21 protein-coding genes and 4 pseudogenes are annotated in these 25,418 nt (G+C 71.7%); 11 read left to right on the plus strand and 14 right to left on the minus strand.

Annotation, left to right across the window (positions count from 1 at the left end; all coding sequences use genetic code 11):
- The first annotated feature begins 32 nt into the window (after nucleotides 1-32).
- The 3 genes from ACGF0D_RS17890 to ACGF0D_RS17900 all read left to right on the plus strand — a co-directional run bounded on the left by ACGF0D_RS17890 (nucleotide 33) and on the right by ACGF0D_RS17900 (nucleotide 5,139).
- Nucleotides 33-3,443 (plus strand): right-handed parallel beta-helix repeat-containing protein, encoded by a 3,411-nt coding sequence (locus tag ACGF0D_RS17890; RefSeq protein ID WP_392917160.1) that lies wholly within the window; start codon nucleotides 33-35, stop codon nucleotides 3,441-3,443.
- Nucleotides 3,440-4,708, plus strand: coding sequence for a S8 family serine peptidase (locus ACGF0D_RS17895; RefSeq protein ID WP_392917163.1), 1,269 nt, complete (start codon nucleotides 3,440-3,442; stop codon nucleotides 4,706-4,708). The genes ACGF0D_RS17890 and ACGF0D_RS17895 overlap by 4 nt, the downstream gene beginning before the upstream one ends.
- A gap of 125 nt (nucleotides 4,709-4,833) precedes the next feature.
- On the plus strand, nucleotides 4,834-5,139 hold the full coding sequence (locus ACGF0D_RS17900; RefSeq protein WP_392917166.1) for a DUF6193 family natural product biosynthesis protein: 306 nt from the start codon (nucleotides 4,834-4,836) through the stop codon (nucleotides 5,137-5,139).
- A gap of 137 nt (nucleotides 5,140-5,276) precedes the next feature.
- Here ACGF0D_RS17900 and ACGF0D_RS17905 read toward each other — a convergent pair whose 3' ends face one another.
- From ACGF0D_RS17905 to ACGF0D_RS17915, 3 genes are all read right to left on the minus strand, one after another.
- On the minus strand, nucleotides 5,277-6,455 hold the full coding sequence (locus ACGF0D_RS17905; protein ID WP_392917168.1) for a MinD/ParA family protein: 1,179 nt from the start codon (nucleotides 6,453-6,455) through the stop codon (nucleotides 5,277-5,279).
- A 111-nt stretch (nucleotides 6,456-6,566) separates the two neighbouring features.
- Nucleotides 6,567-7,244, minus strand: a complete 678-nt coding sequence (locus ACGF0D_RS17910; protein ID WP_392917171.1) for an HAD family hydrolase — start codon at nucleotides 7,242-7,244, stop codon at nucleotides 6,567-6,569.
- Nucleotides 7,245-7,485: 241 nt separating this feature from the next.
- Nucleotides 7,486-7,809, minus strand: a complete 324-nt coding sequence (locus tag ACGF0D_RS17915) for a hypothetical protein (protein WP_392883047.1) — start codon at nucleotides 7,807-7,809, stop codon at nucleotides 7,486-7,488.
- A 129-nt stretch (nucleotides 7,810-7,938) separates the two neighbouring features.
- Between ACGF0D_RS17915 and ACGF0D_RS17920 the strand changes: the two genes are divergently transcribed.
- Nucleotides 7,939-8,379, plus strand: a complete 441-nt coding sequence (locus ACGF0D_RS17920) for a hypothetical protein (protein WP_392917174.1) — start codon at nucleotides 7,939-7,941, stop codon at nucleotides 8,377-8,379.
- On the plus strand, nucleotides 8,376-8,885 hold the full coding sequence (locus tag ACGF0D_RS17925) for a hypothetical protein (RefSeq protein WP_392917177.1): 510 nt from the start codon (nucleotides 8,376-8,378) through the stop codon (nucleotides 8,883-8,885). Before ACGF0D_RS17920 ends, ACGF0D_RS17925 begins: the two co-directional genes overlap by 4 nt.
- A 71-nt stretch (nucleotides 8,886-8,956) precedes the next feature.
- Here ACGF0D_RS17925 and ACGF0D_RS17930 read toward each other — a convergent pair whose 3' ends face one another.
- Nucleotides 8,957-10,198: a serine hydrolase domain-containing protein gene (locus tag ACGF0D_RS17930; protein ID WP_392917180.1), complete on the minus strand. Its 1,242-nt coding sequence runs from the start codon at nucleotides 10,196-10,198 to the stop codon at nucleotides 8,957-8,959.
- A gap of 55 nt (nucleotides 10,199-10,253) precedes the next feature.
- Nucleotides 10,254-11,161: pseudogene (locus tag ACGF0D_RS17935) on the minus strand (alpha/beta hydrolase).
- Between the two features lie 117 nt (nucleotides 11,162-11,278).
- Between ACGF0D_RS17935 and ACGF0D_RS17940 the strand changes: the two are divergent.
- Nucleotides 11,279-12,310 carry a PucR family transcriptional regulator gene (locus tag ACGF0D_RS17940; protein ID WP_392917182.1) on the plus strand — a complete coding sequence of 344 codons (1,032 nt, stop codon included), beginning with the start codon at nucleotides 11,279-11,281 and terminating at the stop codon, nucleotides 12,308-12,310.
- 568 nt (nucleotides 12,311-12,878) lie between these two features.
- Here the strand turns inward: ACGF0D_RS17940 and ACGF0D_RS17945 are convergent.
- Both ACGF0D_RS17945 and ACGF0D_RS17950 read right to left on the minus strand, forming a co-directional pair.
- Nucleotides 12,879-13,022, minus strand: a complete 144-nt coding sequence (locus tag ACGF0D_RS17945) for a hypothetical protein (protein WP_392917185.1) — start codon at nucleotides 13,020-13,022, stop codon at nucleotides 12,879-12,881.
- A 99-nt stretch (nucleotides 13,023-13,121) separates the two neighbouring features.
- Nucleotides 13,122-13,463: a hypothetical protein gene (locus tag ACGF0D_RS17950; RefSeq protein ID WP_392917188.1), complete on the minus strand. Its 342-nt coding sequence runs from the start codon at nucleotides 13,461-13,463 to the stop codon at nucleotides 13,122-13,124.
- Nucleotides 13,464-14,144: 681 nt separating this feature from the next.
- On the opposite strand from ACGF0D_RS17950, the gene ACGF0D_RS17955 reads away from it, so the two are divergent.
- Nucleotides 14,145-15,395 carry an IS701 family transposase gene (locus ACGF0D_RS17955; RefSeq protein ID WP_392917191.1) on the plus strand — a complete coding sequence of 417 codons (1,251 nt, stop codon included), beginning with the start codon at nucleotides 14,145-14,147 and terminating at the stop codon, nucleotides 15,393-15,395.
- A 227-nt stretch (nucleotides 15,396-15,622) separates the two neighbouring features.
- Here ACGF0D_RS17955 and ACGF0D_RS17960 read toward each other — a convergent pair whose 3' ends face one another.
- The 4 genes and pseudogenes from ACGF0D_RS17960 to ACGF0D_RS17975 form a co-directional block, all read right to left on the minus strand.
- The gene (locus tag ACGF0D_RS17960; RefSeq protein WP_392917193.1) at nucleotides 15,623-16,525 is read right to left on the minus strand and encodes a serine hydrolase; all 903 of its coding nucleotides are present in this window, start codon (nucleotides 16,523-16,525) and stop codon (nucleotides 15,623-15,625) included.
- A gap of 133 nt (nucleotides 16,526-16,658) precedes the next feature.
- Entirely contained in the window at nucleotides 16,659-17,567 is a 909-nt protein-coding gene (locus ACGF0D_RS17965; protein WP_392917196.1) for a hypothetical protein, read from the minus strand.
- A complete protein-coding gene (locus ACGF0D_RS17970; RefSeq protein ID WP_392917213.1) occupies nucleotides 17,564-18,085 on the minus strand; it encodes a SigE family RNA polymerase sigma factor in 522 nt (173 codons plus the stop codon). The genes ACGF0D_RS17965 and ACGF0D_RS17970 overlap by 4 nt, the downstream gene beginning before the upstream one ends.
- Before the next feature lie 177 nt (nucleotides 18,086-18,262).
- Nucleotides 18,263-18,598, minus strand: a pseudogene (locus ACGF0D_RS17975) (DUF4913 domain-containing protein); the annotation flags it as partial.
- Between the two features lie 292 nt (nucleotides 18,599-18,890).
- Here ACGF0D_RS17975 and ACGF0D_RS17980 point away from each other — a divergent pair.
- Both ACGF0D_RS17980 and ACGF0D_RS17985 read left to right on the plus strand, forming a co-directional pair.
- A complete protein-coding gene (locus tag ACGF0D_RS17980) occupies nucleotides 18,891-19,100 on the plus strand; it encodes a CU044_2847 family protein (RefSeq protein WP_392883178.1) in 210 nt (69 codons plus the stop codon).
- Nucleotides 19,101-19,104: 4 nt separating this feature from the next.
- Nucleotides 19,105-21,060 (plus strand): trypsin-like peptidase domain-containing protein, encoded by a 1,956-nt coding sequence (locus ACGF0D_RS17985; protein WP_392917199.1) that lies wholly within the window; start codon nucleotides 19,105-19,107, stop codon nucleotides 21,058-21,060.
- 400 nt (nucleotides 21,061-21,460) lie between these two features.
- Here the strand turns inward: ACGF0D_RS17985 and ACGF0D_RS17990 are convergent, their stop codons facing one another.
- Together ACGF0D_RS17990 and ACGF0D_RS17995 are read right to left on the minus strand one after the other, a co-directional pair.
- Nucleotides 21,461-22,264 carry an isocitrate lyase/phosphoenolpyruvate mutase family protein gene (locus ACGF0D_RS17990; protein ID WP_392883021.1) on the minus strand — a complete coding sequence of 268 codons (804 nt, stop codon included), beginning with the start codon at nucleotides 22,262-22,264 and terminating at the stop codon, nucleotides 21,461-21,463.
- Between the two features lie 347 nt (nucleotides 22,265-22,611).
- On the minus strand, nucleotides 22,612-23,427 hold the full coding sequence (locus ACGF0D_RS17995) for an AAA family ATPase (RefSeq protein WP_392917202.1): 816 nt from the start codon (nucleotides 23,425-23,427) through the stop codon (nucleotides 22,612-22,614).
- 196 nt (nucleotides 23,428-23,623) lie between these two features.
- Here ACGF0D_RS17995 and ACGF0D_RS18000 point away from each other — a divergent pair.
- A pseudogene (locus tag ACGF0D_RS18000) lies at nucleotides 23,624-24,300 on the plus strand (PP2C family protein-serine/threonine phosphatase).
- A gap of 162 nt (nucleotides 24,301-24,462) precedes the next feature.
- Here ACGF0D_RS18000 and ACGF0D_RS18005 read toward each other — a convergent pair.
- Nucleotides 24,463-24,639 (minus strand): annotated as a pseudogene (locus ACGF0D_RS18005) (transposase); the annotation flags it as partial.
- 127 nt (nucleotides 24,640-24,766) lie between these two features.
- Between ACGF0D_RS18005 and ACGF0D_RS18010 the strand changes: the two are divergent.
- A complete protein-coding gene (locus ACGF0D_RS18010) occupies nucleotides 24,767-25,327 on the plus strand; it encodes a hypothetical protein (RefSeq protein ID WP_392917205.1) in 561 nt (186 codons plus the stop codon).
- The last annotated feature ends 91 nt before the right edge of the window (nucleotides 25,328-25,418 follow it).

Genomic DNA, 25,418 nt, shown 5'->3' on the forward strand with positions numbered 1-25,418 from the left:
CCACAGCCACGAACGACGGAGGAGAACGGCCCATGACCCGCCATGTGCTGACGGTCGGCGCGCAGCCCGGCGAGGGCGGCTACCGCACGATCGGCGCCGCCCTGGAGGCGGCCCGCAGCGGAGCGGTGATCAGCGTCCGCCCGGGCCGCTACGACGAGAACCTGGTGATCACCAAGATGGTGACCATCACCGCCGAGGAGGCCCGCGGCAGCGTGCGCCTCTCCCCGCGCCGCGGCGCCGTCGTCCAGGTCGTCGCCGAGGCCGTTCAGCTCACCGGCCTGGTCCTGCAGGGCCAGGACGAGGAGCTGCCCACCGTCGACGTCCCGCGTGGCCAGGCCGCCCTCCAGGACTGCGAGGTCGCCGGCAACTCCTGGACCGCCGTGCTCACCCGTGGCCAGGGCTCCCTGGCCATGCGTGGCTGCCGGGTCGTCAACCCCGCCGGCGCCGGCATCGTCGAGACCTCCACCGGCACCAGCGTCATCGAGGACTGCGTCATCGAACACCTCGGCAGCTCCGCCGTGGTGATCGGCGAGAACGCCAACCCCGTCGTGCGCAACTGCGTCCTGCGCGACGCGCGCGGCAACGGCGTGTGCGCCAACGGCGAGGGCCGCGGCTCCATCGAGGACTGCGAGATCTCCGCCACCGACAAGCCCGGCATCGCCCTGGAGGAGCACAGCACAACCCGGGTGCTGCGCACCACCGTGCGCGACGTCGCCATCGGCGTCTACCTCAGCTCCGCCGCCCAGGTCCTGCTGGAGGACTGCACCCTGGAGAGCACCCGGGGCCACGGGCTGGTCCTGGCCGGCGGCACCGACCCCCTGGTGCGCCGCTGCCGCACCACCCGCACCAAGGGCCACGGCATCCACGTCACCACCCGCTCCCGGGGCCGTTTCGAGGAGTGCGCGGTCGCCGACGCCCAGGGCACCGGCATCCTCGTCGACGAGTCCGCCAGCCCGGTCCTGACCCGTACCACCGTCACCGACGGCGCCGGCGACGCCGTCGAACTCACCGGCGAGAGCGCCGCCGAGTTCGACCGCCTGGAGGTGCGCGGCGCCGCCGGCACCGGCGTCCTGGTACGCGACGGCGCCAACCCGCTGCTGCGCCGCGTGGACGTCGCCGAGGTCGGCGGCCACGGTGTGGAGGTGCTGCGCGAGGGCCGCGGCCGCCTGGAGTCCTGCGTGCTGGGCACGGGCGGGCGGGCCGCCCTGCGGGTCGCCGACGGCGGCAACACCCAGATCGGCGGCACCACCGTGCGCGGCGCCGCCACCGGCGCCGGGGCGGCGGTCAACGGCGTCGAGATCGGCCCCGGCGGCGTCGCCTCGCTGCGCGACTGCGACATCGCCGACTGCGGCGGCGACGGCCTGCTGGTCGAGGACGGCGGCGAGGTCACCGCCGCCCGCACCCGCGTCCACGGCAACCGCCGCCACGGCGTCCTGCTCGCCCCCGGCGCCCGGGCCGCGCTGACCGGCTGCGAACTCACCGAGAACGCCCACGACGGACTGCGCGTGGACTCCGAGGAACCGGTGCGTGTCACCGGCTGCACCGTCACCGGCAACCGCGGCTCCGGACTGCGCCAGACCAGGCCCAGCACCCGCCTGGCCGTCCAGGACCTGACCAGCCGCGACAACGCCCACGCCGACAGCCACGGCAGCGCCGCCGCCCACCCCGGCGCGGCCGCCACCCCCGGCACCCGCCCCGCCGCCACCCCGCCCGCCTCCGACGACCCGGACCCCACCGGGGCGCAGCCCGCCGTCACCCAGGCGCCGCCACCCGAGCCCGAGGGCCCGCAGGCCGCCCTGCAGGCCCTGGTGGGCCTGGAGGGCGTCAAGGAACAGGTCGCCACCCTGGTCAACCTCAACAAGCTGGCCCGGCGGCGCGAACTCGCCGGGATGCCCGCCCTCCCGATGGGCCGGCACCTGATCTTCGCCGGGCCGCCCGGCACCGGGAAGACCACCGTCGCCCGCCTCTACGGCGGCATCCTGGCCGAACTCGGGGTGCTGCGCAGCGGACACCTGACCGAGGTGGCCCGCGCCGACCTGGTCGCCTCCATCGTCGGCGGCACCGCCATCAAGACCACCGAGGTGTTCAACGAGGCTCTCGGCGGCGTGCTGTTCGTCGACGAGGCGTACACCCTGTCCGCCGGATCCGGCGGCACCGGTCCGGACTTCGGCCGGGAGGCGATCGACACCCTGGTCAAGCTGATGGAGGACCACCGCGACGACATCGTGGTGATCGTCGCCGGCTACTCCGAGGAGATGCGCGAGTTCCTCTCCTCCAACCCGGGCCTGGCCTCCCGGTTCAGCCGTACCGTGGAGTTCCGCAACTACTCGCCGCAGGAACTGGTCACCATCGTCGAACGGGCCGCCGCCGCCCACGGCTTCGAACTCGCCGAGGCCACCGTCGAGGTGCTCGCGACGCACTTCACCCGTATGCCCAAGGGCGCCGACTTCGGCAACGGCCGCGCGGCCCGCAAGGTCTTCGAGGAGATGGTCGACCGCCAGGCCTCCCGGCTCGCCGCCCTGGCCGAGGTCACCGACGCCGACCTGCCGCTGCTGCTGCCCGAGGACCTCGGCGCCGAAGCCGTCCGCGCCAACGGCCCCGGCCCCGGTACGGACGGCCGCGGCGAACTCCTGGAGCGGCTGCGCGCGATGGTGGGCTTGAGCGCCGCCAAGGAACAGGTCGAGAACCTGGTCAACCTGATCACCCAGGCCCGCCGCCGCGAGGAGGCCGGCCTGCCCGCCGCCCGGATCAGCCACCACCTCGTCTTCGCCGGTCCGCCCGGCACCGGCAAGACCACCGTCGCCCGCCTCTACGGCGCCCTGCTCGCCGAACTCGGCGTCCTGCCCACCGGCCAGCTCGTCGAGACCGCCCGCGCCGACCTGGTCGGGCGCTACATCGGCCACACCGCTCAGCTCACCAAGGAAGCCTTCGAACGCGCCCGCGGCGGCGTGCTGTTCGTCGACGAGGCCTACACCCTCACTCCGCGCGGCGGCGCCGCCTCCGGGGACTTCGGCCAGGAAGCCGTCGACACCCTGATGAAGCTGATGGAGGACCACCGCGACGAGGTGGTGGTGATCGTCGCCGGCTACCAGGAGGAGATGCGGTCCTTCCTCGCCTCCAACCCCGGCCTCGCCTCGCGCTTCCCCCAGCAGATCGCCTTCGACCACTACAGCGCCGACGAACTCGTCACCATCGTCAGCCGCCAGGCCGAGGAGGCCGGCTACCTCTGCGCCCCCGAGACCCTCACCGCGCTGGCGCGGCTGTGCGAGGCCGTCCCCCGGGACCGCAACTTCGGCAACGGTCGCTTCGCCCGGCAGACCCTGGAGGCGATGATGACCCGTCAGGCCGGGCGCCTGGCCCGCCTGGAGGTCGGCGACGTGTCCGAACTGAGCCTGCTGCTGCCCCAGGACGTCCCCGCCCTGCTCCAGGGGAGCGCGGTGTGAACGCCCGCCGGACCGCTGCCCTCGCCGCCGCCCTGTGCACCCTCGGCACCGGGGCCCTGCCCGCTTCGGCGGCGGGCGGCGACCCGTCGGCGCTTCCCGTCATCGGCCAGAGCCGCCCGGCCACCCGCGCCGGCGACTGCCTCAAAGCCTCCGACAAGGGCACCGACCGCACCCCCTGGGCCCAGGCCTTCCTGCGCCCCGAAGCCGCCTGGCCGCTCAGCCGCGGCGCCGGGGTGACCGTCGCCGTCGTCGGCTCCGGCGTCGACCCCGCCTCCGGGGTCCTGGGCGAACGCCTGCTGCCCGGCCCGCGCGAGTACGGCACCGGCGACTCCACCCGCGACTGCGTCGGCCACGGGACCTTCCTCGCCGGACTGATCGCCGCCCGCCACCAGGACGGCACCGGCTTCGCCGGCCTCGCCCCCGAAGCGCGGATCCTCGCCGTCGCCGTCACCGACGACACCGGCAACACCACCCCCGCCCTGCTCGCCAAGGGCATCCGCGACGCCGCCGACGCCGGCGCCCGGATCATCGCCTCCGCCCTGCCCCTGCCCGCGGGCGACAGCACCCTCGACGACGCGCTGCGCCAGGCCGAGACCAAGGGCGTGCTGGTCGTCGCCCCCGCCACCCCCGACCAGGGCGGCGCCACCCTGCCCTCCGCCCCGCCCCAGGTCCTCACCGTCGCCGCCCTGGCCCCGGGCGGCGGCGCGGCGGCGACGGGGACGGCCTCGGGGACGGGGGCAGGGACGGCCTCGGGCACCAGCGTCGGCATCGGCCCCGGCGGTGGTGCCGGCCCGGGAGCCGCCGGTGCCCGGGTCGACCTCACCGCCCCGGGCGAGGCCATGATGAGCACCGGCCCCGCCGGCAAGGGCTACTTCACCGGCAGCGGCCCCAGCTTCGCCACCGCCGTCGTCGCCGGCACCGCTGCCCTGCTCCTCGGCCACCGGCCCGACCTCGACCCGGCCCACCTGCGCGAGCGCCTCGAAGCCACCGCCTACCATCCCGGCACCGCCCTGCCCGACCCCCGTCTGGGCTACGGCACCGTCGACCCCCTCGCCGCCCTCACCGCCACCCCGCCCGCCACCGCCGCCACCCTCCCCGCCCCGCAGGCCACCCTCCTGGTACCCCCGCCCCCCGACCCCGCCCCCGGCGAGGCGGCCACCGTGGCCGTCGCCGTCCTGACCACCGTCACCCTCACCCTCGGCCTCGCCCTGCTGTGCACCGCCGCCCGGCGCCGCGCCTGGCGCCCGGGCCGCTGGCAGGTCTGACGGGGCGCAGCGGGCGTCCGTCCCAGGCCCCGGGCAGGAACAGGCCTCAGGACAACGGGCAGGAAGCGGCGTCGGAGACCGCGTGGACGCCGACGCCGATCCGGCAGTCGCCGACCTTGCCCGGCGTGCCCGAGTCACCTGCCGCCGATGAACCGTTTCCCGCGCGTGCACGAGCTGTTGGGCGGGCGGCGTACGACCAGCCGGTGCTCCGCCGACTGATGCCGGTGACCAGCCACTTCGACCTCTGGTTCGCCACCGGTGCCACGGGGCAGCGGAGTGCGACACGGGTCGGGCCCATGATCTGGCCGCACGACGAGGGGCGCTACGGGGTACGGGACCGGGGCGAGTTGCTCGCGCGCTTCGAGACGCCGGAGGAGGCCGTCGCCTTCGTGCTGGACGTCCTGCCGGAGGGGATCGGGCCGACGCGTTGAAGCGTCGTCCGAGCGGTACCGGCGGCCACACGAGGCGCCTGCGCTCTTGATCTCCAGGACACCGCCCCGGGCCGGATCCGGCTCGTACCGCCGTGCCGCCGGGGTCCGGGCCGCCTCGGGGTTGCGGCCGTGCGCGGTCAGGCGCCGGCCGGGCGGATGCCCTCGGCGACGAGGGCGGCGAGGTCGAGGTAGGCGCGGCGGGTGCGCTGGTGGAGCCTGGTGGGGTCGAACGTGCCGCCGAGGGCGAGGTGTTCGTCGAAGGGCAGCACGAGGGCGGCGCGGGAGCGCTGTCCGAAGTGGGCGACCAGGTCGTCCGCGTTGATCGCCCGGCTCTTGGCCCGTACGCCGGAGATCAGGGTGACGCTGCGCCGCGCCAGCTCCTGGTAGCCGTTGGCGCACAGCCAGTCCAGGGTGGTGTCGGCGCCGCTGGCGCCGTCGACGCTGGTGGTGGCGGTGATGACGAGCTGGTCGGCGAGGTCGAGCACCGCGCCCATGGAGCCGTGCAGCAGGCCGGTGCCGCAGTCGGCGAGGACGATCGGGTACTGGCGGCTGAGCAGCTCGACCAGCCGCCGGTAGTCCTCGCCGTCGAAGGCGTCGGCGACGGTGGGGTCGGCGTCGTTGGCCAGGACCTCCAGCCCGCTGGGGGTCAGCGAGGTGAAGCGGCGGATGTCCATGTAGCCGGTGATCGAGGGCGCGGCCGCGAGCAGGTCCTGGACGGTCGCCGGGCTCTCGCGGCGGATGCGCCGGCTCAGGGTGCCGGTGTCCGGGTTGGCGTCGACGGCGACGACCTTGTCGGACCGGGTCTCGGCGAGGACGGAGCCGAGCCCGAGCGTCGCGGAGGTCTTGCCGACGCCGCCCTTGAGGCCGATGACCGCGATCCGGAAGGAGCGGTGCAGCGGGGTGCGGATGACGGCCGCCAGCCGTTCCCGCTCGCGCTGCTCGCCTCGGCCCAGGCCCAGCCCGGCGGCCAGCAGCCGGGGGCGCCGGCCGGTGGCAACGGGCGGCAGCGAGGCGGCAACGGGCGGTGCCGTGGGCGCACCGGGGGCCGGCGTGGCGACGACGGGCAGCGGCAGCGGCACGGGTGCCGGTAGCGGCGGGGCGTACGGCGGGGGAGGCGGCGCCAGGAGGGCGGGCGCGGCGGACGCGGGCCTGGCCTGCGGGGGGATGAGCACCGTGCCCAGGGAGTCCAGGGGCCGTCGCCAGTCGGGCTCGGCGGGCGGGGCCGGGGGAAGGAGCCCGTAGTCGGGGGAGAGGTCCCGTTCCGGGCCGTGCCCCAGCCGCCGCACCTGCTCGATGACCATGTGGTCCGCCGCCACGTTCCGCCTCCTGTCGCCACGCCGGCACCCCGCCGGTGCCGTACGTGATCCCCCACCTGGCACAACGGCCCGGGAGGGCGGCACCGTTCACCGCCGGACGCGGCGGGGCGGTCAGGGCAGCGGGAGTCCGTTCGCGGTCGCGACCAGGGCGGGCAGGTCGCGCATGTCGTCGAAGGTGCGGGTGCCGGGACCGGTCAGCCAGTGGGCGGGGGTGAGGCCGCCGTGGAAGCCGAGCGAGCGCATGCCGGCCGCGCGGGCGGCGGCGATTCCGTACTTGCTGTCCTCGACCACCAGGCAGGCCTCGGGTGCGACGCCCATGGTGGCGGCGGCGTGCAGGAACAGGTCCGGCGCGGGCTTGCCGTGCGCGACGTCCTCCGCGCCGAAGATCCGCCCCTCGAAACGCGCCGGCAACCCGGTCTGCCCCAGGGTGCGGCGCAGCCGCTCGTGGCTGCTGGAGGAGGCGACGCAGTCACGTATCCCCGCTTCCGCCAGCACCTCCAGTGCCCGCACGACGCCGTCCACGGGGACCAGTTCGGTGGCGAACGCCTCGTCGTACAGGTGCTGGAACGCCTGCTCCCAGCCGGGCTCCAGCGGTACGCTCGCGTGCGCCTGGACCTCGGCGCTCATGTAGGCGTGGCTGCGTCCGACGAAGCGCTCCACGATCTCGGCCTCGGACAGCGGCCAGCCGACCGCGGCGGTCACCCGGGCGTCGATCTTCACCGCCAGGCGCTCGCTGTCGAGGAGGACGCCGTCGCAGTCGAAGATCACCAGCTCGATGGATATGGGCATGGCGGTCACCCTAGGGCCCGTCTTGCCGATCATTCCCGGGTCCGCGGCGTTGGGGCACGCACCTCGCCGCGTTGTCGTCGGTCGCCAACGGCCCCCAGCCTCCGGCCGGGAGGTGCCCCCACCGCAGTGGCTCCGCCCCCAGCCTTCGGCCGGGGAGCCGCGGCCTGATCCGAGCTGATCGACAAGACGGGCCCCAGGCCATCGATGATCATCAAGGCGTTTGCTTGCGCCGCCGTCGCCGCTACCGGGAGGCCTGCACGGCCAGGCCGATGCTGTCGATGTGAAGGTCCACGACGACCTCGTCGCCTTCCTCCCGGCCGCGTTCGGAGATCGCCAGGCCGATCAGCGCCAGTTCCCCGGCGTCGCCCCGCAGGGCGTACTGCTCGTGGGTCTCCTCGCCGACGTCCCCCAGCTCGTCGCGGTCCCAGGCCGCGACCGCGGCGCGCGCCAGGTCCTTGGGCAGGCGCACCGTGAGTGTGGGGTACTGGGTGTCCAGGCGCGCCCCGATGGCCGCCAGCACCTTCGAGTCCGCGCGGTACCGGTCGTACTGGTCCTGATCGTCCATGCCGTGAGGGTACTGACGGTCCCTCGTACTGTCGCCCGCTTTCCCGGCGGTCGGCCGCCTGCGAGCGGGGCCCGCGCCGGCCCGACTCCGGTCCGGGGCGTCAGTGGTCCTCGGTGAGCAGGAAGGGCAGTGAGCCAGTGGCGCATCGCGGCCCGGGTGGGGCCGGACTGGCTGACCGTCGACGTGGCGGGCGTGGTATATGGGTTGCGGTGCTGGGGGAGTCGGGTGAGGCGGATCGTACCGCTGTGCAGATCGAGGTCGTTCCTGCGCAGGGCGCAGAGTTCGCCGGCGCGGCAGCCGGTGTCCAGTACGGTGCCGGTGATCGCGAGGATCCGGATGCGGGACTCGGACCGGCCGGGGTGGGCTGAGTGTTCCAGGTGGCGCACCGACAGCCACGTTCACCGGATCCGCGAGGAGATCAGCCGCATCGACGAGGAACTCGCCGCAGACCTGACGCCCCTGCCCATCCGCCAACGACTCCGGCAGCGACGAGCCGAACTCGAACAGATCGCGGTCGATCACCACGTCACTGCCACCCGACCATTCCCGGCACCGGAGAGCCAGCCGTGACCGAGACCCAGGCGTCAGCCCGGCCCGCCGTCTTCGACACGGCGGATATCGCCGCTGTCGTCGACATTGTGGCCGCCCACAGCACCGCCAGCGCGGGATCGCTCAACCCGGAAGACACGCAGGAGATCCAGCAGATCGCACAGGTGATGGTCCGCCTCCTGATCGGCCTCCCGCTGCACTCCGGCGGCCAGTTGACGGTTAAGTCCCTGGCCGTCGAGGCCGGGCTGAGACGCAACAAGCTCACCCACAAGCACACCGGCCTGAAGGACCTGTTCTATGCGCTGGTCAAGGCCCAGGACCGCCGCCCGAAGATCGCGGACCGGCTGCAGGAGGAGAACACCGCCCTCAAGCGGAAACTCAAGAGGGCCCATTCCGCCCGGGACCAGCTCTCCGAACTCGTCGGCCAGTACGCCAGAATCATCCACGTCCTGGAAGTCGAGAACCACCAGTTGCGCGAACAGCAGCAGCCCGGGGGCGTCGTGCTGCCGTTCCACAACCGGGAGTAAGGCACACGGCCAGGAACGACTCCCGCCCGCTCGTTGGCCTCCAACGAGCGGGCGGGAGATGGAACCCGGACCTACGAGGCGTCCTCGGCGTCCGTGGCGCCGCCGCCGCACATCGCCTGCCGGTACAGGGCCGTGAGCGCGCCGTCGATGGGGTGGGGCTGGAGCCGGCCGGAGGCGTCCGGCTTGTTCCACCGCTGGAGGTTGATCGCGACGGACATCTGGCGCCTGCCGTCGGCCCGGATCAGGGAGATCGTCCCGGCGCCCCAGGCCGAGCCGTCCTTGCCCCAGAAGGTGCCACAGCCGACGTCGACCTTGACCAGGCCGAGGCCGAACTGGATCGTGGAGCCGTCCAGGTCCACGACCGGGCCGGTGCGCTGCATTTCCGTCAGGGACGACGGGCTGACGATCCTGCCGTCGAGCACTTGGGCGAAGAAGCGGTCGAGGTCGGCCATGGTCGACACCAGTCCGGCCGACACGCCCACCCAGGAGCCGTCGTAGACGCTGTAGTCGCGCGGCGGGTCGATCTTCCCGAAGAAGGACTCGTACATCCGCGGGTGCGGTCCCTCGATGTACGGCGTGGTCGGGAACCCGGTGTGGCGCAGGCCGGCGCGTTCGATGACGTTGCGAGTGATGTACTCCTGGGCCGGGACGCCGCTCACATGCTCCAGGAGCTCCCCGAGCAGAAGGTAGTTGGTGTTGGAGTACACGCCCTTGGCAGCGCCGGGTTCGGTGGCGGGCGGCGCGTCGAGCCCGAGCCTGATCAGCTCGGCCGGTTCGAAGTGCCGGAACCGGTTGTCGTCGATGCTCTGCGGCGACATCTCCGGCACGTGCGGGTGCTTCACCATGGACGGGAACGCGTAGGGGATGTAGTCGGCGATGCCGCTGGTGTGGTTGAGCAGCATCCGCACCGTGATCTTCCGGCCGCGGTCGCCCGGTACGAGCTGCGGCAGGTAGTCGCCGATCGGCGCGTCCAGCCGGATCCGGCCCTGCTCGACCTGCTGCATGATCGCGGCGGCGGTGAAGGTCTTGGTGACGCTGCCGACGCGCTGGCGCATGCCGGGCCGGACGGGCCGGCCGGTGTCGAGGTCCGCGACGCCGGAGGCGCCGCGCCAGGTCCCGTCCGCGTCGCGGACCTCCGCGAACACCCCCGGAACGCCCGCCTGGTGGACCGCGTCCAGGGCAGCCTGGAGCTTCTCGGTGTCGAGACCGGTCGACTGGGCGGCGCCTGCCTCGGGTGCGTGCGCCGCTGCCACGGTGCCCGCGCAGATACAGAGCGCGGCCGCGCTCGCGGCCAGGGCGAGTCGGGTCTTCATGACGTTCTCCCTCTCGTGGGTTGAAGGTGTTGAAGGTCGGGACGGGACGCCCGGCTCAACCGGCCAGGGCGCGGCGCAGGGCGGCGCCGAGTTCGGCGTTCTGCCGCTGGGAGATCTCGGCGGACACGATCGCCTGCGAGCCGTGGAAGGTGCCCGGCCACTGGTGCAGTTCGACGGACACGCCCGCCTGCAGCAGCCGGAGCGCGTAGCCGAGATTCTCGTCGCGGTTGGGGCACAGTTCGGCGGTGGCGATGTAGGCCGGCGGCAGACCGGACAGGTCCTCGGCCCGGGCCGGGGCCGCGTGGCCGGCCGGCCGCCCAGGTAGTGCCGCCAGGACGCGGCGGACTTGTTGCGGTTGAACCAGGGCGTGTCGGTGAAGTTCCGGGCCGACCAGGTCTCCTGCCGGTTGTCGAGCCCGGGCTGGTTGAGCAGTTGGAAACGGATCGCCGGCCCCCGCTCGTCCCGCGCCCGCAGCGTCACGGCGGCCGCGAGCCCGCCCCCGGCGCTGTGGCCGCCGACGGCGATCCGCTCCGGGTCGATGCCGAGGGCGGCCGCATGCTCGGCCGTCCAGCGCAGGACGGCGTAGGCGTCGTCCAGAGCGGCCGGGAACGGGTGCTCGGGGGCCAGCCGGTAGCCCACCGAGATCACCGTCACGCCGGAGCCGTTCGCGATCAGGGTGGCCCAGGGATGCTCGGTGTCCAGATCGCCCATGACGAACCCGCCGCCGTGCAGCCAGATTAGGGCGGCCTGGCCGCGCTTCACCGGGTGGGCCCGGCGCGGCCGGTAGATCCGTACCGGCACGGCCGGGTCGGCGGGAACCGTACGGTCCTCGACGTCCAGGTCCGTGGTGTCTGGTGCCGGTACTGCGGCGGCCAGTTCGGAGAACCTGCCGCGGGCGGAGACCGGGTCGGCCAGGTCGGTTCGGGGGAACAGCGGGATGAACGCCTCGAGTTCGGGATCCATGACGACCATCCTGGCGGCCGCCTCCGCGCGGGTCAGCCGCCAACTGTCGCGCGTCCCGTGCCGATCGTGCGCCGATCGGCGCACCTGCCACCGTAACGGTCCTTCTATCCTGCTGGCATGGAGGCACTGGCCGTACGGCTGTCGGGGCTCGATCCGTACGTCGACGGGGCGATCCGCATCGTCACGTTCTACGACACGCTGATGCGCCGCCGGGTCGACCTGCCCGCGCTCGCGCGGGCCTCGGCGGGCCTGGCCGAGTGCGTCGCCGGGATCCGGCTGCACGGCACGGGCGAGAGCACCCGCGTCTCACCCCACGGGACGGAGGCGTCCGGCCCGCCGGCACCCGCGTCCAGTGCCGTGCCGATCACCCTCGACGAGGAGGAGGTCGGCACGGTGTGGCTGGAACGCCCCGGCCCGCCGGGCTCGTTGGACGACGTCCTCCTCGACCGGCTCGCCATCGCCGCCGCGGCGGCCGTCGAACGGTACGGCCCGGCCCGCACCACCATGGCCGACCCGGCGCTGGTCGAGCTCGCCATCAGCGCCGACAGCGACGAGGCCGCCAGAGCACGGGCGCTGCGGCTGCTGGGCTTCGCCCCTGGGCCGCTCAGCGTGGTTGCTGTGCGCTCACCGCTGTCGCTCGACCGAATTGGGCTGCTGATTTGCCCGGCACACCCGGTGAAGGCGGCACCGCTCGCCGACGTGGGCGTCATCCTGGCCACCACCGTGGAGTTGGCCGGGCTGCCTGCCGGAGTCCGCGCGGGCCTCGGCATGCCTGGGAGCCCCGACCGGTCCTGGCGGCAGGCCAGAACTGCTCTGCGCTTCACCACGGGGCGCGAACCAGCCGTCCAATACAGCGACTTGGGTGCACTGGCGCTGCTCGCAGAGGTGCCGCCGGAGAGCTTGCGCGACAACGCCGACATCGCCGCCATCGCCCGGATCGCCGACAGCCCGGAGAGCCTGGACACCCTGGACACCTACTGCGCCAGCGGCTCCCTGCGCCGCGCCGCAGAGCTGCTCCACCTGCACCACAGCAGCGTCGCCCGCAGACTCGACCAGATCGCCAAGACCCTGGGAATTGATCTCACCGACCCCACCGGCCTGACCCGGGCCAAGCTCGCCCTCACCGCCTGGCGGCTCCTCGGCGACTGACCCTGGAGACACCCGCGCCCGCTCGTTGGGGGCCAACCAGCAGAAGGGGAGGGGAGGTTTAAGCCCTGCCTCCGTGAACATCATGCCAAGCACAACACGCTCGAACTTGCCACAGAAAACGAGCGGCTGGAGCCGGAGATCACCCGCAAGGACTTCGACGCGATGATCGCCAACCTGACTTGGACCCACCACCCCGACACCGACGCCGCCCGGGTGGCCCTTGGCTTCGACGGCACCTTCGCCGGCATCTACCTGGACTAACGAGCTCTGACGCAGCACAGGTGGCGCTGAGGAGGACGCTCTGTGCCAAGGACCGGGCGCCCAACCGTCGGACATACAGGGTGGCGACGGCTTCGATTTAGAGAACCCGCACGGTGGTTACTCAAGCTGCGCGTGAGCAACTGCGGGCGACCTCCTGGACCACTTCGCGGTTGCGGGCTGCGCCCCGACGCCGCGGCCGGTGGCGGCCGGTGGCGGCCGGTGGCGGCCGGCGGCGGATCGATGGGGTAGCGGCGGTCGAGTTCGGCGGCGACGCGCGCGGCCTCTCGGGGTCGACGTAGCACAGGACTCATCCGAGCCAATCGTCGGCGACGCCCGACTCGTCCGACAGCAGCCGGCCGCCGGGCATGAGCTCGGCGAGCAACTGCCAGCGACCCCCCTCGTCCTCGTCGGCGAAGGCGGCCCGCAGGCCCTTCGCCAAGTCGGTAAGCATTGACCGCACTTCATGCCCGGACGTGCCGGCGTCGATCTCGGCGAGTCGCGGTGCACTGGTCAGATAGCCGCCGATGGCCTGCGAGTGGTGGCGCTCGTCCTACGCGGGCGGGTGATCGGACACCACCTCGACCGTGTCACCGGTCGGCAGCAGCTCGACCCGCACGTACGCGTCAGCCTCGACCCGGTAGAGGTTGGCCGTGGCCCGCAGGTGCAACCGCGCCGTCAGATCCCGCCGCAGGGCCGCGAGGTCCTCCTGCCGGGCCGCAGTAACCGACGCTACCCGGGCACCCCCGGCGAACGCCACCCCCTCCTCCGCTGCGATCTTCGACACGGCCGAACTGCTGCGCCCGATCCCGGCAGCGATCGCGTTGCGGGACAAGCCGTCGGTGCGCAGGCGGCGGACGCGATCACGGTCGTCATCGCTGATGGGGGCGTGCATGCCTCACCCCCCGAACCATATAAATTATTACTTTTGAATCGAAGATCGTCTCTTGATTTGGGGATCGTAAGCATGGGCATCGGGCTGAATTTAAACTTACCAGAAGGAATTTTCCGCGATCTGCCTTTGATTACAAAGCTCCAGGCGCTGCTGTCTGATCTGAATCTAGGGGTGGGTTCCTCTGATGATCTTGGAACCTCGATTGGCACCCACTTTGGGTGTCTTCCGGACCTTGGCTCACTGCCAGACTGGTGGGGGAGCGGCGCCGCCCATCACTCGATAGCGAGAGAAGGGTGCTCTGTGGGAGAGATTCAGCGGCGGCGGGGTAGCGCGCCGTCCGGGGGAGGTTGGACGCCGGCTGAGGTGATCGAGTTGACTCGATCGGCTCTGGCGGCCGGCGTGATGGTCGTCATCCTCGTGAGGCATCCGCAGCTCGATGCAGCGGCAATGACTCTGCTGGGTACCGGCTTTGCCGCGATTGCGGTTCCGGTGCGGCGGGGCGGGCGACGGTAGGAGTGACTGCGGCCCGCCATCGGGGGGAGGGTGGCGGGCTGCGGGCCTGTGGCGTTTCCGGGTGCACTGGAAGCGCCTCCAACTCTAGTAGGGCTTGGTCAGGTCGGCGCGACGGTGGCGTGTCCTGGGGAGTAGGTGGCGCGTTGTTGAGGTGTGACACCTGGGGAGATGGCCGAGGTCCGGGAGGACCTGGAGGCGTTCACGGCGGAGTTGTTCGAAGCGTTCACGCGTGCTGACCAGCGGCGTTGGGGGCAGGCGTATGTGCGTGGGCTGCTCCTGGACGGCAAGCGGAAGTCGGTGGAGCCGATGGCCGCACGGCTCGGAGAGGACGGAAACCGGCAGGCTCTCGCGCACTTCGTCACGACGAGCCCCTGGGATCCGGCGCATGTCCGGGCCCGCTTGTCCTGGAGGATGCAGGAGGCCATCGATCCGACCGCGCTGATCATCGGCGACACGGGGTTCCTCAAGGACGGCGACGCGTCGGCGTGTGTGTCGCGGCAGTACACCGGAACCGCGGGCAAGGTCACCAACTGCCAGGTGGGCGTCTCGCTCCACCTGGCCCGTGACCACGCCTCGGCACCGGTCAACTGGCGATTGTTCCTCCCCTCGTCCTGGGACCCCGAATCGGCGAAGGCGGACCCGGACAAGGTCGCCCGCCGCGACCGGTGCGGCATCCCCGCAGGTCTGGGCCACGTGGAGAAGTGGCAGCTGGCCCTGGACATGATCGACGAGACCCGGTGCTGGGGTGTCCACGTCCCGCTCGCCATCGCCGACGCCGGATACGGCGATGCCGCGGCCTTCCGCCTCGGCCTCCAGCAACGCGGCCTGCACTACGTGTTGGGGATCTCCACCACGCCGACCGCGCACCCCGCCGAAGCCCGGCCCGTCACGCCCGCCTACAGCGGCACCGGCCGGCCGCCGGTGGCGAAGTACCCGGACAAGGCCCGCAGCGTGAAGGACCTGGTCATCGCTGCCGGGCCAAAAGCGGCCAGGCCGGTGTCGTGGTGGGAGGGGTCGCGCCCCGGCAGGACGAAGACCGGCTTCAAGCGGATGTACTCGCGCTTCGTGGCGCTGCGGATCCGCCCTGCCGGACGCGAGATCCGCGATGCCACCGAGGGAGTGGAACTGGCCGAGTGCTGGCTGCTGGCCGAATGGCCCGCCAAGGAAGCCGAGCCGGTCCAGTTCTGGCTCTCGAACCTGCCCGCCGACACCGCGCTGACCACCCTGGTCCGACTGGCCAAGCTCCGCTGGCGGATCGAGCACGACTACCGGGAGATGAAACAGGCCCTCGGCCTGGCCCACTTCGAGGGCCGCACGTTCACCGGCTGGCACCACCACGTCACGCTCGTCTCCCTCGCCCACGCTTTCTGCACCCTGCGCAGACTGGCCACCGCCCCAAAAGACGTGGGGCCGGCCTGAGCCTCTACCAAGTCGTCCGCGAGCTCCAGCTCCTCCTGGCGACCTGGGTCGGCGCCTGCCCCACCTGCCACCGCGACATACCCACGCGAAAACAGACCTGACCAAGCCCTACTAGGGGGACGGCCAGCGCCGCGACCGACAGCGCACCGCCGAACCGGGCCCACAGCAGCTCCGAGGGGGGCTGCGGCCGCCGGCGCACCGGCGGCACAGGAATCGAGTGAGGGTCTTCAGGGTGTGCGCACCAGTGCCCCGACCGCGGTCGCCGCGGTCTGTTCGATGAGCGCGATGCCGGCCTCCCGCGTGGGTTGATCGTCGGTGAGTACGACGACGAGCAGCGTGTGTCCCGCACGTTCGACGATGCCCATGCTGTTGACGACCCACAGCTGGGATGCCCCGTCAGGAAGCCAGCCGTTCTTGAGCACGGGCAGGTCACCGGGCGTTCCTGCCGCGCCGACGCCCCAGTTCTGCCCGGCGGTCACGGCGCGCATGAGGGCCCGCACGTACGACCGGGACGCGGCGTTCAAGGGGGAGTCCTGCGTGAACATGGCCTTCAGGAGGGAGATTTGGTCGCGGGCGGTGGTCCGGGTCAGTCCCCAGGGCCCCTTCTGACCAGCGTGTGCCGGGGTGAGGCCGAGTCGGGCGTTGGCCACGTCCAGGCCCTGGCGTCTGCCGATGTCGATCCAGAGTTTCTGCGCCGCGTCGTTGTCGCTGAAGCGGATCATGTCGGAGGCCAGCTGTCGCTGAGCAGGGCTGAGCTGGCCTCCGCGGTCCTGCGCCTGCAGCAGCAGGGCGGCCAGGATGTCGACTTTGATGATGCTCGCGGAGGTGAAGGCCTCGGTGGTCGAACCGTAGGCGGCCGAGCGGCCCGAGGTGAGGTCCTCGACGGCGAGGGCGTACCGGCCGTGGTGCGCCCCGAGCCCGTCGAGCGCGAGGCGCACGGCCTGCTCCGGCGTTGTCGTACTCACGACGGCGAGTTCTGGCCCGGAAAGCGTGCCTGGCGCTGAAGCGGTCGACGTCGACAGCGGGTCGGGAGGGGTGCCCTCGGTCGCTCCCGAGGCCGGGATCAGGACGCGAGCCACCAGGGCGGCGCCCACCAGCACGGGTATGACGAAGGCTGTTCGATGCTTCATATGGGCACTCGCTTTCCGATGTCCGGGCATGCGGATATCACCTGGGGCCCTGTCAGGGCGTGGAAGGGTTGCCGGACACGCCGCCGTGCGCGCCGGGTCCGGTGTCGTCCGCCTCAGCGGAGGCTGGTGCGGCTCACCCGCCGCAGGAGCCGGCGATCTTCGCGTTCTCGTCGATCTCGATCGGGAAGGTGTGCGGGCCGCCGAGGTTCACGGTCCATCCGTGGGTGAGGGTCGCGGACGAGGGGTCGTCGGCGAGCCAGAAAGGGGGGCTGGTGAAGGAGCAGATGCCGGCGGTCGGGCCTTGCTCGGAGCGAAGGGTTTCGGTCACGAACTGTTTCCCGAGCTTCGCCATCGCCATGGAGTCACCGGACTTGGCGGCCGCCACCAGCCCGCCGTAGAAGCCGGAAACCGTGGGGTCGTCCCCCTTGGTGTCCCCGGGGGTCGTTACGCAGGTCAGGTCGGTCACCTTCCCCGTGGCCCTGTCGAAGCTCAGGGAGGGAGTCCGGTCGAGCCGCTCGGTCCCCTGGTACAGCAGGACCTCACCCGACACCAGCACGCCGTCGACCAAGGCGCCGCAGGTCACACCGCGGGAGTCAGTGCCCCAGATCCGTTGGTACGTGGACTTGTCGGCGAACAGCGCTGCCACCTCTGCCGGATCCACCTCGGAGCGGGTGGCCGGATTCTGGTAGCGCAGGGCGGAGAGGAACAGGGCGGCCGTGGTCCGGGCCGGGCCGGCGGGGGAGGCCGGTGCCGATGCCGTGGGCGAGGACGGCTTGGTGGATGCGGGTGAAGGAGGCGTGTCGGTACTCGACGCGGTCGACGCCTGGGCGGGCAGCGAGGCGCGGTCATGATCCGTTTGTGACACGAAGCCGGCGCCCAGGGCCAGGATCACCACGGCCGCCGCCGCACCGGTCCGCAGGCGCCGGCGGCGCCGCCGTACCGACCCGATGAGGTCATCGACGTCGTAGCTGCCCGGCGGTTCCTGCCGTGAACGGTCGAGCATGGCTGCGGCCAGCTCCTCCTCCAGATCGTAGTCCTTCATACCGCCCCTCCCGAACGTGTGTGCAGTACCTGTGCGTCGACGGTCGACCGGAGTTTCGACAGGCCCCGGGCCGCCTGAGACCGGACCGAGCTTGCCGAGATGTTCATCAAGTGGCCGATCTCCGTGTCGTCGAGATCCTCGAAGTACCGCAGCACCAGTACGGTGCGCATGCCGATCGGCAGGGACTGCAGCTCGCGCATCAGCTGGTCGCGGACCACGAGGCCCTTGTACGGATCGACGTACCCGGCCCCGATGCCGTCGTCCAGGGGCACTTCCGCACGTCCGCGCAGCTTGCGCCAGCGGTCGTTGGCGAGATTCACCAGGATCCGGCGTGCGTAGGCCTCCGGTGAGTCGGCGGAGCGAACCCGGCGCCAGTGTCGACAGACCTGTTCCAGCGTGGACTGCACCAGATCGTCGGCCACATGACGCTCGCCGGTGAGCAGCAGCGCGGTCCTGAAGAGGGCCGACGACCGCGCATGCACGAATGCCGTGAAGGCAGGGACGTCAGCGGTTCGCATGGTCACCCGGCGCGCGACTCTTGAGCATCTTCGCCTTTCCCGAAGCCCCCTTGGCTCCCCCGCCCAACCTGACGAAGCCCGGCTCGCGGCTGCTGCACGCGATCTTCGGTCGTGACCCAAGCGTTATCTCGGGTGCGGGGTCTCGCGGGGCCTCGTTGACGGCACGCACGTGGCCGCCTACGTGCCCGCACCGCTGACCGAGCGGTGGGCGCGCCGGGACGGGCTGGTGGTGCACACCGCGAACGGGCCGTCCGGCGCACGCAGTCGGAGCAGGGTGTGGTCCAGGTGGTCGCGGTGCCACGTGGAGGGGCCCGCGTGGCCGGCCTCGGCGGTGGTGAGCTGTTGCCAGGCCGGCCACAAGGTGTGGAGGCGGGCGACGGCGTCCGGGTGCTCGTGCCACTTCGCGCACCACGGGCGGGTGGAGCCGATCTCCCGGCCGTGGACGGGCAGCAGGATGTGGGTGACCCAGAAGGGGAGCTCGGCCAGTTCGGTGGCGTACTGGGCGCCGCCCACGGTGTGGTGCTCGTGCGGCCGGTTGGTGAACTCCCCGAACAGCCTTGCCCGTTCGGGGAGTTCACGCCTTCGCTCAGTGCCGACGCGAGTACGGTGTGAGTGTGGCCGCCGGGGGGCGGCGGTAAGGGAGGGGCGACATGGGGCAGTTGGCGCGGGTGCCGTTGGAAGGCGGGGGTTCGATTCTCGTCGAGGCGGTGGATGGGGCGGCCGGGCCGGTGAAGGCGGGCCAGGTCGGTGACGCGGTCCGGGATCTTCCGGCGAGTCTGGGTCGGCGCTGGAGCCGGTGACCGACATGGCGCGCACGGTGCTGCGGCGGTTGCGGGATGCGGGGCCGGCCGAGGTGGAGGTGGAGTTCGGGGTCGATCTCGCCACGGAGGCCGGGGTGGTGATCACCAAGACCTCGGCCAACTGCCATCTGACGGTGCGCATGGTGTGGCGCAGGGACGAGGCCGATGCTCCCGCAGACGACGCTCCCGTGGCCAACGACGAGCCGACGGCCTGATCGGATGGCCGTAGAGCCGGTGGTGCGGGGCGGAGCGGCCGGTGGCGTGCCGGCGGCCGTCGCGCAGGTCCGCGACGGGGCCGGGCTGGTGGTGGGTGCGGGCTTCCTGGTCGCCGAGGACCTGGTAGTGACGTGCGCGCACGTCCTGGCGGACGGCGGCTACGGACCCGGTGCGGCGGTGACGCTGGTCTTCCCGCGCGCGCCCGGTGCCCCGACGGTCACCGGCCGGGTGCTGGAGGCCGCGTGGCGCGAGCCGTACGAGCAGGACGTCGCGCTGGTGCGGCTGGAGCGCGCGGCGGGGGTGGCGCCGTTGTCGATGGGGTCGGCGGCGGGCTGCCGCGGGCACCGGGTGCGCTCGTTCGGGTTCCCCGTGCAGGCTCCGCCGGGCGGGCACTTCGGGTTCGCCACGGCGGGCGATCTGCTGCCGGCCGCCGACAGCGCGGGTGAGCTGCTGCAACTGACCGACGCCAACGACCTGACGCAGGGGTTCAGCGGCGGGCCGGTGCTGGACGAGGTCACCGGCCTGGTGGTGGGGATGCTCACCGCGATCACCGCGCCGGACGGCCACGACCGGGGCCTGGGCATCGCCTACGTCACCCCGACCGCGGTGCTGCGGGAGGCGTGGCCCGCCCTCGGAGAGGGCGATGTGTCGCCCTACCGCGCGCTGGAACCCTTCACCGCCGAGCACGCCCGCTGGTTCCGGGGCCGCGAAGAGGCGGTGCGCCAGGTTCTGGCGGTCCTGGCGGGCGGGCGGCGGGTGGTGCTGCTCCTCGGCCCGTCCGGTTCGGGGAAGTCCTCCCTGGTCCAGGCGGGGGTGCTGCCGGCGCTGGCCGCGGGGCGGCTGCCGGGCAGTGACCGCTGGCTGCCCGTGGTCGTGCGGCCGGGCTCGGACCTGCCGGCCGCCCTCGCGCGGGCGGGCCTGCCCGGGGCCGCGGCCGAAGGCGTCGGGGCGGACGTCACCGGCGGGGCGGACGCTTTCGGCGGCGTGGCCGATGCAGCCGCTGAACCCCGTGTCGTGCTGATCGTCGATCAGTTCGAGGAACTCCTCGCCTCCTCCGCCGGGCCCCAGGACCTCCAGGCGCTCGCCCGGATCGCCGCCGTGATCCGCTCCGACGCGGCTGTCAGCGTGGTCCTCGTGATGCGCGACGACTTCTACTCCCGCCTGTCCGCGCTTGCCCCGGAACTGCTGGACGCCGCGCTGCAGGCGAGGGGCGTCCTCAACATCCCCGCCACCCTCACCGCCGCGGACCTGGACGCGATCGTCACCGGCCCCGCCCGCGACCTGGACACGCAGTTCGACCCGGGCCTCGCGGAGCGGATCATCGCCGACGTCCTGGCCCTGCACCCCCGCACCGCCGGCACCTCCGAGGCCCCCGTCACCGTCCTGCCACTGCTCGAAGTCGCCCTCACCCGGCTGTGGGAACGCCGCCTGGAGCACGACGGCCGCCTCACCCACGACGCCTACCGCCGCATCGGCGCCGTCACCGGCGCCCTCGCCGACTGGTGCGACACCGCCCTGCGCGAACTCACCACCCAGCAGCGGCACATCGCCCGCAGGATACTGACAGCCCTGGTACGGCCCGCCGACGAGTCCCTGAAGCTTGGTCTGGATCTTCAGTACCCGCAGCTCCGCCCCGAACAGGGCGGACTCCAGCTCGTCGGTGTTCACCGGCGACAACCTCCTGACATTCCAGCGTCCTCGCTGCTGACTTGCTGGCCCCCTTCCCCATGTGGCCGGCTTTCCCGGCCTCCGAGTACTACGGAGCCTCCGCCCTGCCCGACGGCCGTCAGCCGGCGCTGGGCCTGCCCTCGGCCGGGCTGGAGGCCCGGCGCGGAGGGCGACCACGGACAGTTCCCACGTTCACCACGGAGTCGATCGACGGGTGAGGTGCCCAGCTCTACCCCGGCAGCATCGCCACACCTACGCCGCAGACATTCGGCGTGGCCTCCCCACCGATAAGTCGAGTCGGCTTCGGAGTCGACCGCCAGCGTGCCGACGGTCGTGCACTGCGTCCGGCCCAGATCCGCCAGGTTGGAGCCGGTGTCGTAATTACGGGGCGTCAAGCACTGGTTCCTCGCGTACACCTTCCCATCTCGCTAGCCGGACCCAAACCGTCTGGCAGTGCCAGTCCGTCCCGACGTTGTCAGGGCTGCTTACCGCCCGCCTCGGCATCCCCCGAGACGAACTGCCCCCAGCTTCAGTCGGATTGCTGCGACAACCCGACGGTGATGGTCTCTCACCTCACTCGACTCCATAGCGCCTCGTGGCGCACCGACACGCTACGACAAGCGTGCCTACGTCTTCCACGGCACCGTCACCGTGGCGGCGATCCAACTGTGGCTGCGCTCCTGACCGAGTCTCAGTACGGGGACTCGGCCAGGAGCAGCGTGTTGAGGGTGGCGTAGTCGAATCCGCCCTCCAGCGTGGTCGTCGTACCTTGCTCCAGCAGTTCGCGGGCGGCCCGGCGGGCCAGGCCGTACGCTGCCTCGGCGATGGAGGATCCCGCGCTGATGCGGGCGGCTCCCGCCTTGGCGAGCTCGGACACCGGGAGTGCACCGGGGCCGGCCAGGACGTTCACCGGAAGGGGTTGAGAGCTCACGAGTGTTCTGACTGTTCTGGCGTCCGGTGCGCCGAGGACGAAGATGCCGTCCGCGCCGGCTGTCGCATAGGCACGGGCGCGGGTGAGGGTTTCGTCCAGCCAGGCTGTGCGGTCACCGGGCGGCAAGCGGTGCGTGTCGATGCGGGCGTTGATGAACAGCGGGATGCCGGTCTCGTCCGCGGCCCGGCGGGCGGCTGAGATCCGTTCGACTTGCTCGGCGACCGGACGCAGGGTGTCCTCCAGGTTGATGCCCACGGCTCCAGCCGCGAGGACGCCTCGGACGGTCTCGGCCACGCCGGGCGCATCGGTTGCGTAGCCGCGTTCGATGTCGGCGGTGACCGGTACGTCAACAGTGGCCGTGATCCGCGCGATCGCGCCAAGCGCCTGGTCGCGGGTCATGTGCTCGCCGTCGCCGTGCCCGAGTGACCAGGCGACCCCAGCACTTGTGGTCGCGATCGCAGCAGCACCCGCGTCCGCCACTACACGGGCGGAAGCACCGTCCCACGCATTGGGCAGGACCATCGGCGTACCTGGTACATGCAGGGAACGGAACAGCTGCGCCACATCAAGAAGTGTTGCCATGAGCAACATTGCACCATGAAGGTCAGATGGACGATCGCGACCCACACTCTGTTGACGTCATGATCCGCCGGACAGGGCCTAGCGGGCTGAATGTCCGCGCCACGGCGAATGCAGGCGCCGTCGGCGGTTCCGTGTCTGAGGCCTTTACAGTCCCGCCTCGCGCGCGGATGGGGAACCGGTCGGTGGTCACGATGATCCCGGTGGAGGCCGTCGCATTCACCATCAAACCTGGAGAGGACGACATCTGCGACCTGGCTGCCCATCAGTCGCGGTGGTACTCCGCCCTGCTTGTTGCCCCTGGACAGTCTCACGCCGAACCGCGCGCCCGCTCAGAGGCTGACTACGGACCAGCCGTCGCGCGCCAGGGCTTCGAGGTGCGGATTCGCGCGGCTCTCGTGGACGGCGAGCGCGAGGAGGTGCTTGGCGCGCGTGGCCGCTACGAAGGTGGTCATCGCGGCGTGCCGGCCCGTGGCATTGAGTTCGCCGACGGGAGTCTCTCCGGTGATCACGGGGAGCAGGCTGCCGAGATCGTGGCTCCTCCCATGCTTGGTGGCGCATTCGAGGACGAGGGTCGCGCAGTGCGTCTCCCCCTTCGCGCTCGCGACGGTAGCTGTGAGCATCGGGGGCAGGGATTCTTCCGAGGCTGGTGGCAGTGGCGCGTGGGACAGCCAGAAGGTATAGGTGGCCATGTCCACCGGGACGGGTGAGCCGACGCGCAGCGGCCGCAGGTACGTCGCGCGCAGACGCTCGCGGGCTTCGCCGTCGAGCACGGTGTCGCCAGCACGCACCCTGACGGACATGCGGTGGGGCACATCCGGGTCGAACGGTTCTGCCCGCAGAGTCACGGTCAGTCGGGGCGCCTCTCCTGGAAGCGAGGTCAGGAACTCGCCGAAGGAGCCGAGCTCCTGATTTTCGAGGCCTTCGAACGTACAGCTGATCTGCAGGTAGTCGGCTCTGCTGGCGGCACCGTAGTGGAGGTCGTCCGCTGTGATGCGGGTGAAGTCGGCGCTCGACGTCAGGCAAAGCCGGATCGCGTCGACCACGGCGCTCTTGCCACTGTCGTTCTCTCCGACCAGAACTGTGAGGCCGGGCTGAAGAGCGAGGTCCAGAGCCGTAGCGGCGGCGGGGCTGCTCCCATGAGCCACGCCCGCGGCCCGATACCGGTAAAGGATCCGGGTGCGCGCTCAGAAGAGCGCGTCCTGGCGCGGGGCGGTGAGAGCGGCAATCGTGGGGTTGAACACGCCAAGGAGCATGAACGTCCTCGGGCGGGCGGCGATGTTACCGACGAAGAAGTGCGTGGCCCGATCGGGCGTGACCATTCTGGTGGCCGCCGCCGCGCTCATGGGACAGGTCCGCACTGCCATCCACGCCACCGTCGGCGCCCCGCCGGAACAGGTCCTCGCCCGCACCAACCGCGTCCTGGCCGACCTGGAGAGCGACCTGCTCGTCTCCTGCCTGTACGTGCACCTCGACCTGGCGCGCCACCGGGCCGTACTGGCCAGCGCCAGCCACCCCCGCCCCTCCTGTACCAGCCCGGCCTCCCGCCCCGGGCCGTCCGCCTCGACCCCGGCCCCCTGCTCGGCATCCAGACCAGCACCGGCTACCCCACCACCATTCAGCCCCTCGCCCCGGCCACCACCCTCGCCCTCTACACCGACGGGCTCCTCGAAACCCCCGACACCGACCCCGAACAGGCCGCCGACGACCTCGCCCACTACCTCGCCGCACACGGCCACCAAGCTCTGGACGGCCTCCTCGACACACTCCTGCAGTACGCACGCCCCGCCGCCCTCTATACCGACGACATCGCCCTCCTCCTCCTGCGCGTCGCCCCCGAGCAGTTGGAGAACGGAGTCACTGGGACGCAGCGACCGGTTTATGGACAGGGCGGAGGACTTGGCGGACCAGGCCAACGGCGCTCTGGGCACCGGGACCCGAAGTCCGAGGACATGGAGCAGAAGACGCCGGGAGGAGCCGGACCGCGCGATGAAGCAGAGCCAGGAGACGTCCGAGATTGACCTCGACGACGACCAGAACTGACACAGTGCCGCAGATCGGCCCCTGGCGGTCACAGGACCGCCAGGGGCTTCTCCGGGCGGGGCCCGAACAGTCACGGGGATCGGAACGCTGGAACCGGTGGAGGGCGGTTTCTAGTGGTCGTTGCAACACGTGGCGGTTGTTTAGGCCGCGAGGAGTTTAGCTAGACGCTCGGCTGGGGTTTCCCAGCCGAGCGTTTTGCGTGGGCGGCGATTGATCTGGTCGGCGACGGCGGCCAGGTGCTCGGGGGTGTGGACCGACAGGTCGGTGCCCTTGGGGAAGTACTGCCGCAGCAGGCCGTTCGTGTTCTCGTTGGAGCCGCAGCCCGTAATCAGCTGACCTTGGACAGGTGACCTTGACCGATTGACAGGTGAGTTTGACTGCTGGGCTGAAGAAGACGGCTCGTTCGGGGGATCGGTGTCAGCGGCGCCTGAGAGCGTACTGATCATGAAACGATCCGACGATCTCCTGGCAGGACTGGACGACATCGGCTGGGCGGCCTTGGGGCATGCCTACGGCAGCGCCGAGGACGTACCCGGCCAACTCCGTGCGGTGTGCGGGCCCGACGAGGAGGCCCGGGAGAGCGCCTTCCGCAGCCTGTTCAGCAACATCTTCCACCAGGGCAGCCGGTACTCGGCCTCTCCGTACGCCGTGCCGTTCCTCGCCCGGATCGCCGTCGCAGGCCCGGCCGGCACCCGAGCCGACGCCCTGCTACTGCTGACCCGTCTGGCCGTCGACTGGCACGACGAGTACGACCTCCCGCTCGGCATCGACACCGCCGCGTGGCGCGCCGCGGCCATCAGCCCCGAAGAGAATCTGCGTTGGTACGACGAGCAGATCGGCGCCGAGACCGACGAGGAACGGCTGAAGAACCTGCGCGAGGGACGGGCGTACTGCGTGGCGGGGCACCCCGTCGACGCCCGCGAGGGCGCACTGCGTTCCTACGACGCGGTCCGCGAGCAGCTCCCTGCTCTGCTCGAACTGCTTGGCGACCCGGACACGGAGTGAGCTGCTCTGACTTTCATGGAGTCCCTGATGTCTGGGTTTGTTACGATCCAGGCGTAAGGAGAACCACGAGCAGTGCCAGCACCCCGCAAGT

The organism is Kitasatospora sp. NPDC048298 (genome assembly GCF_043201465.1).
Taxonomy (GTDB): domain Bacteria; phylum Actinomycetota; class Actinomycetes; order Streptomycetales; family Streptomycetaceae; genus Kitasatospora.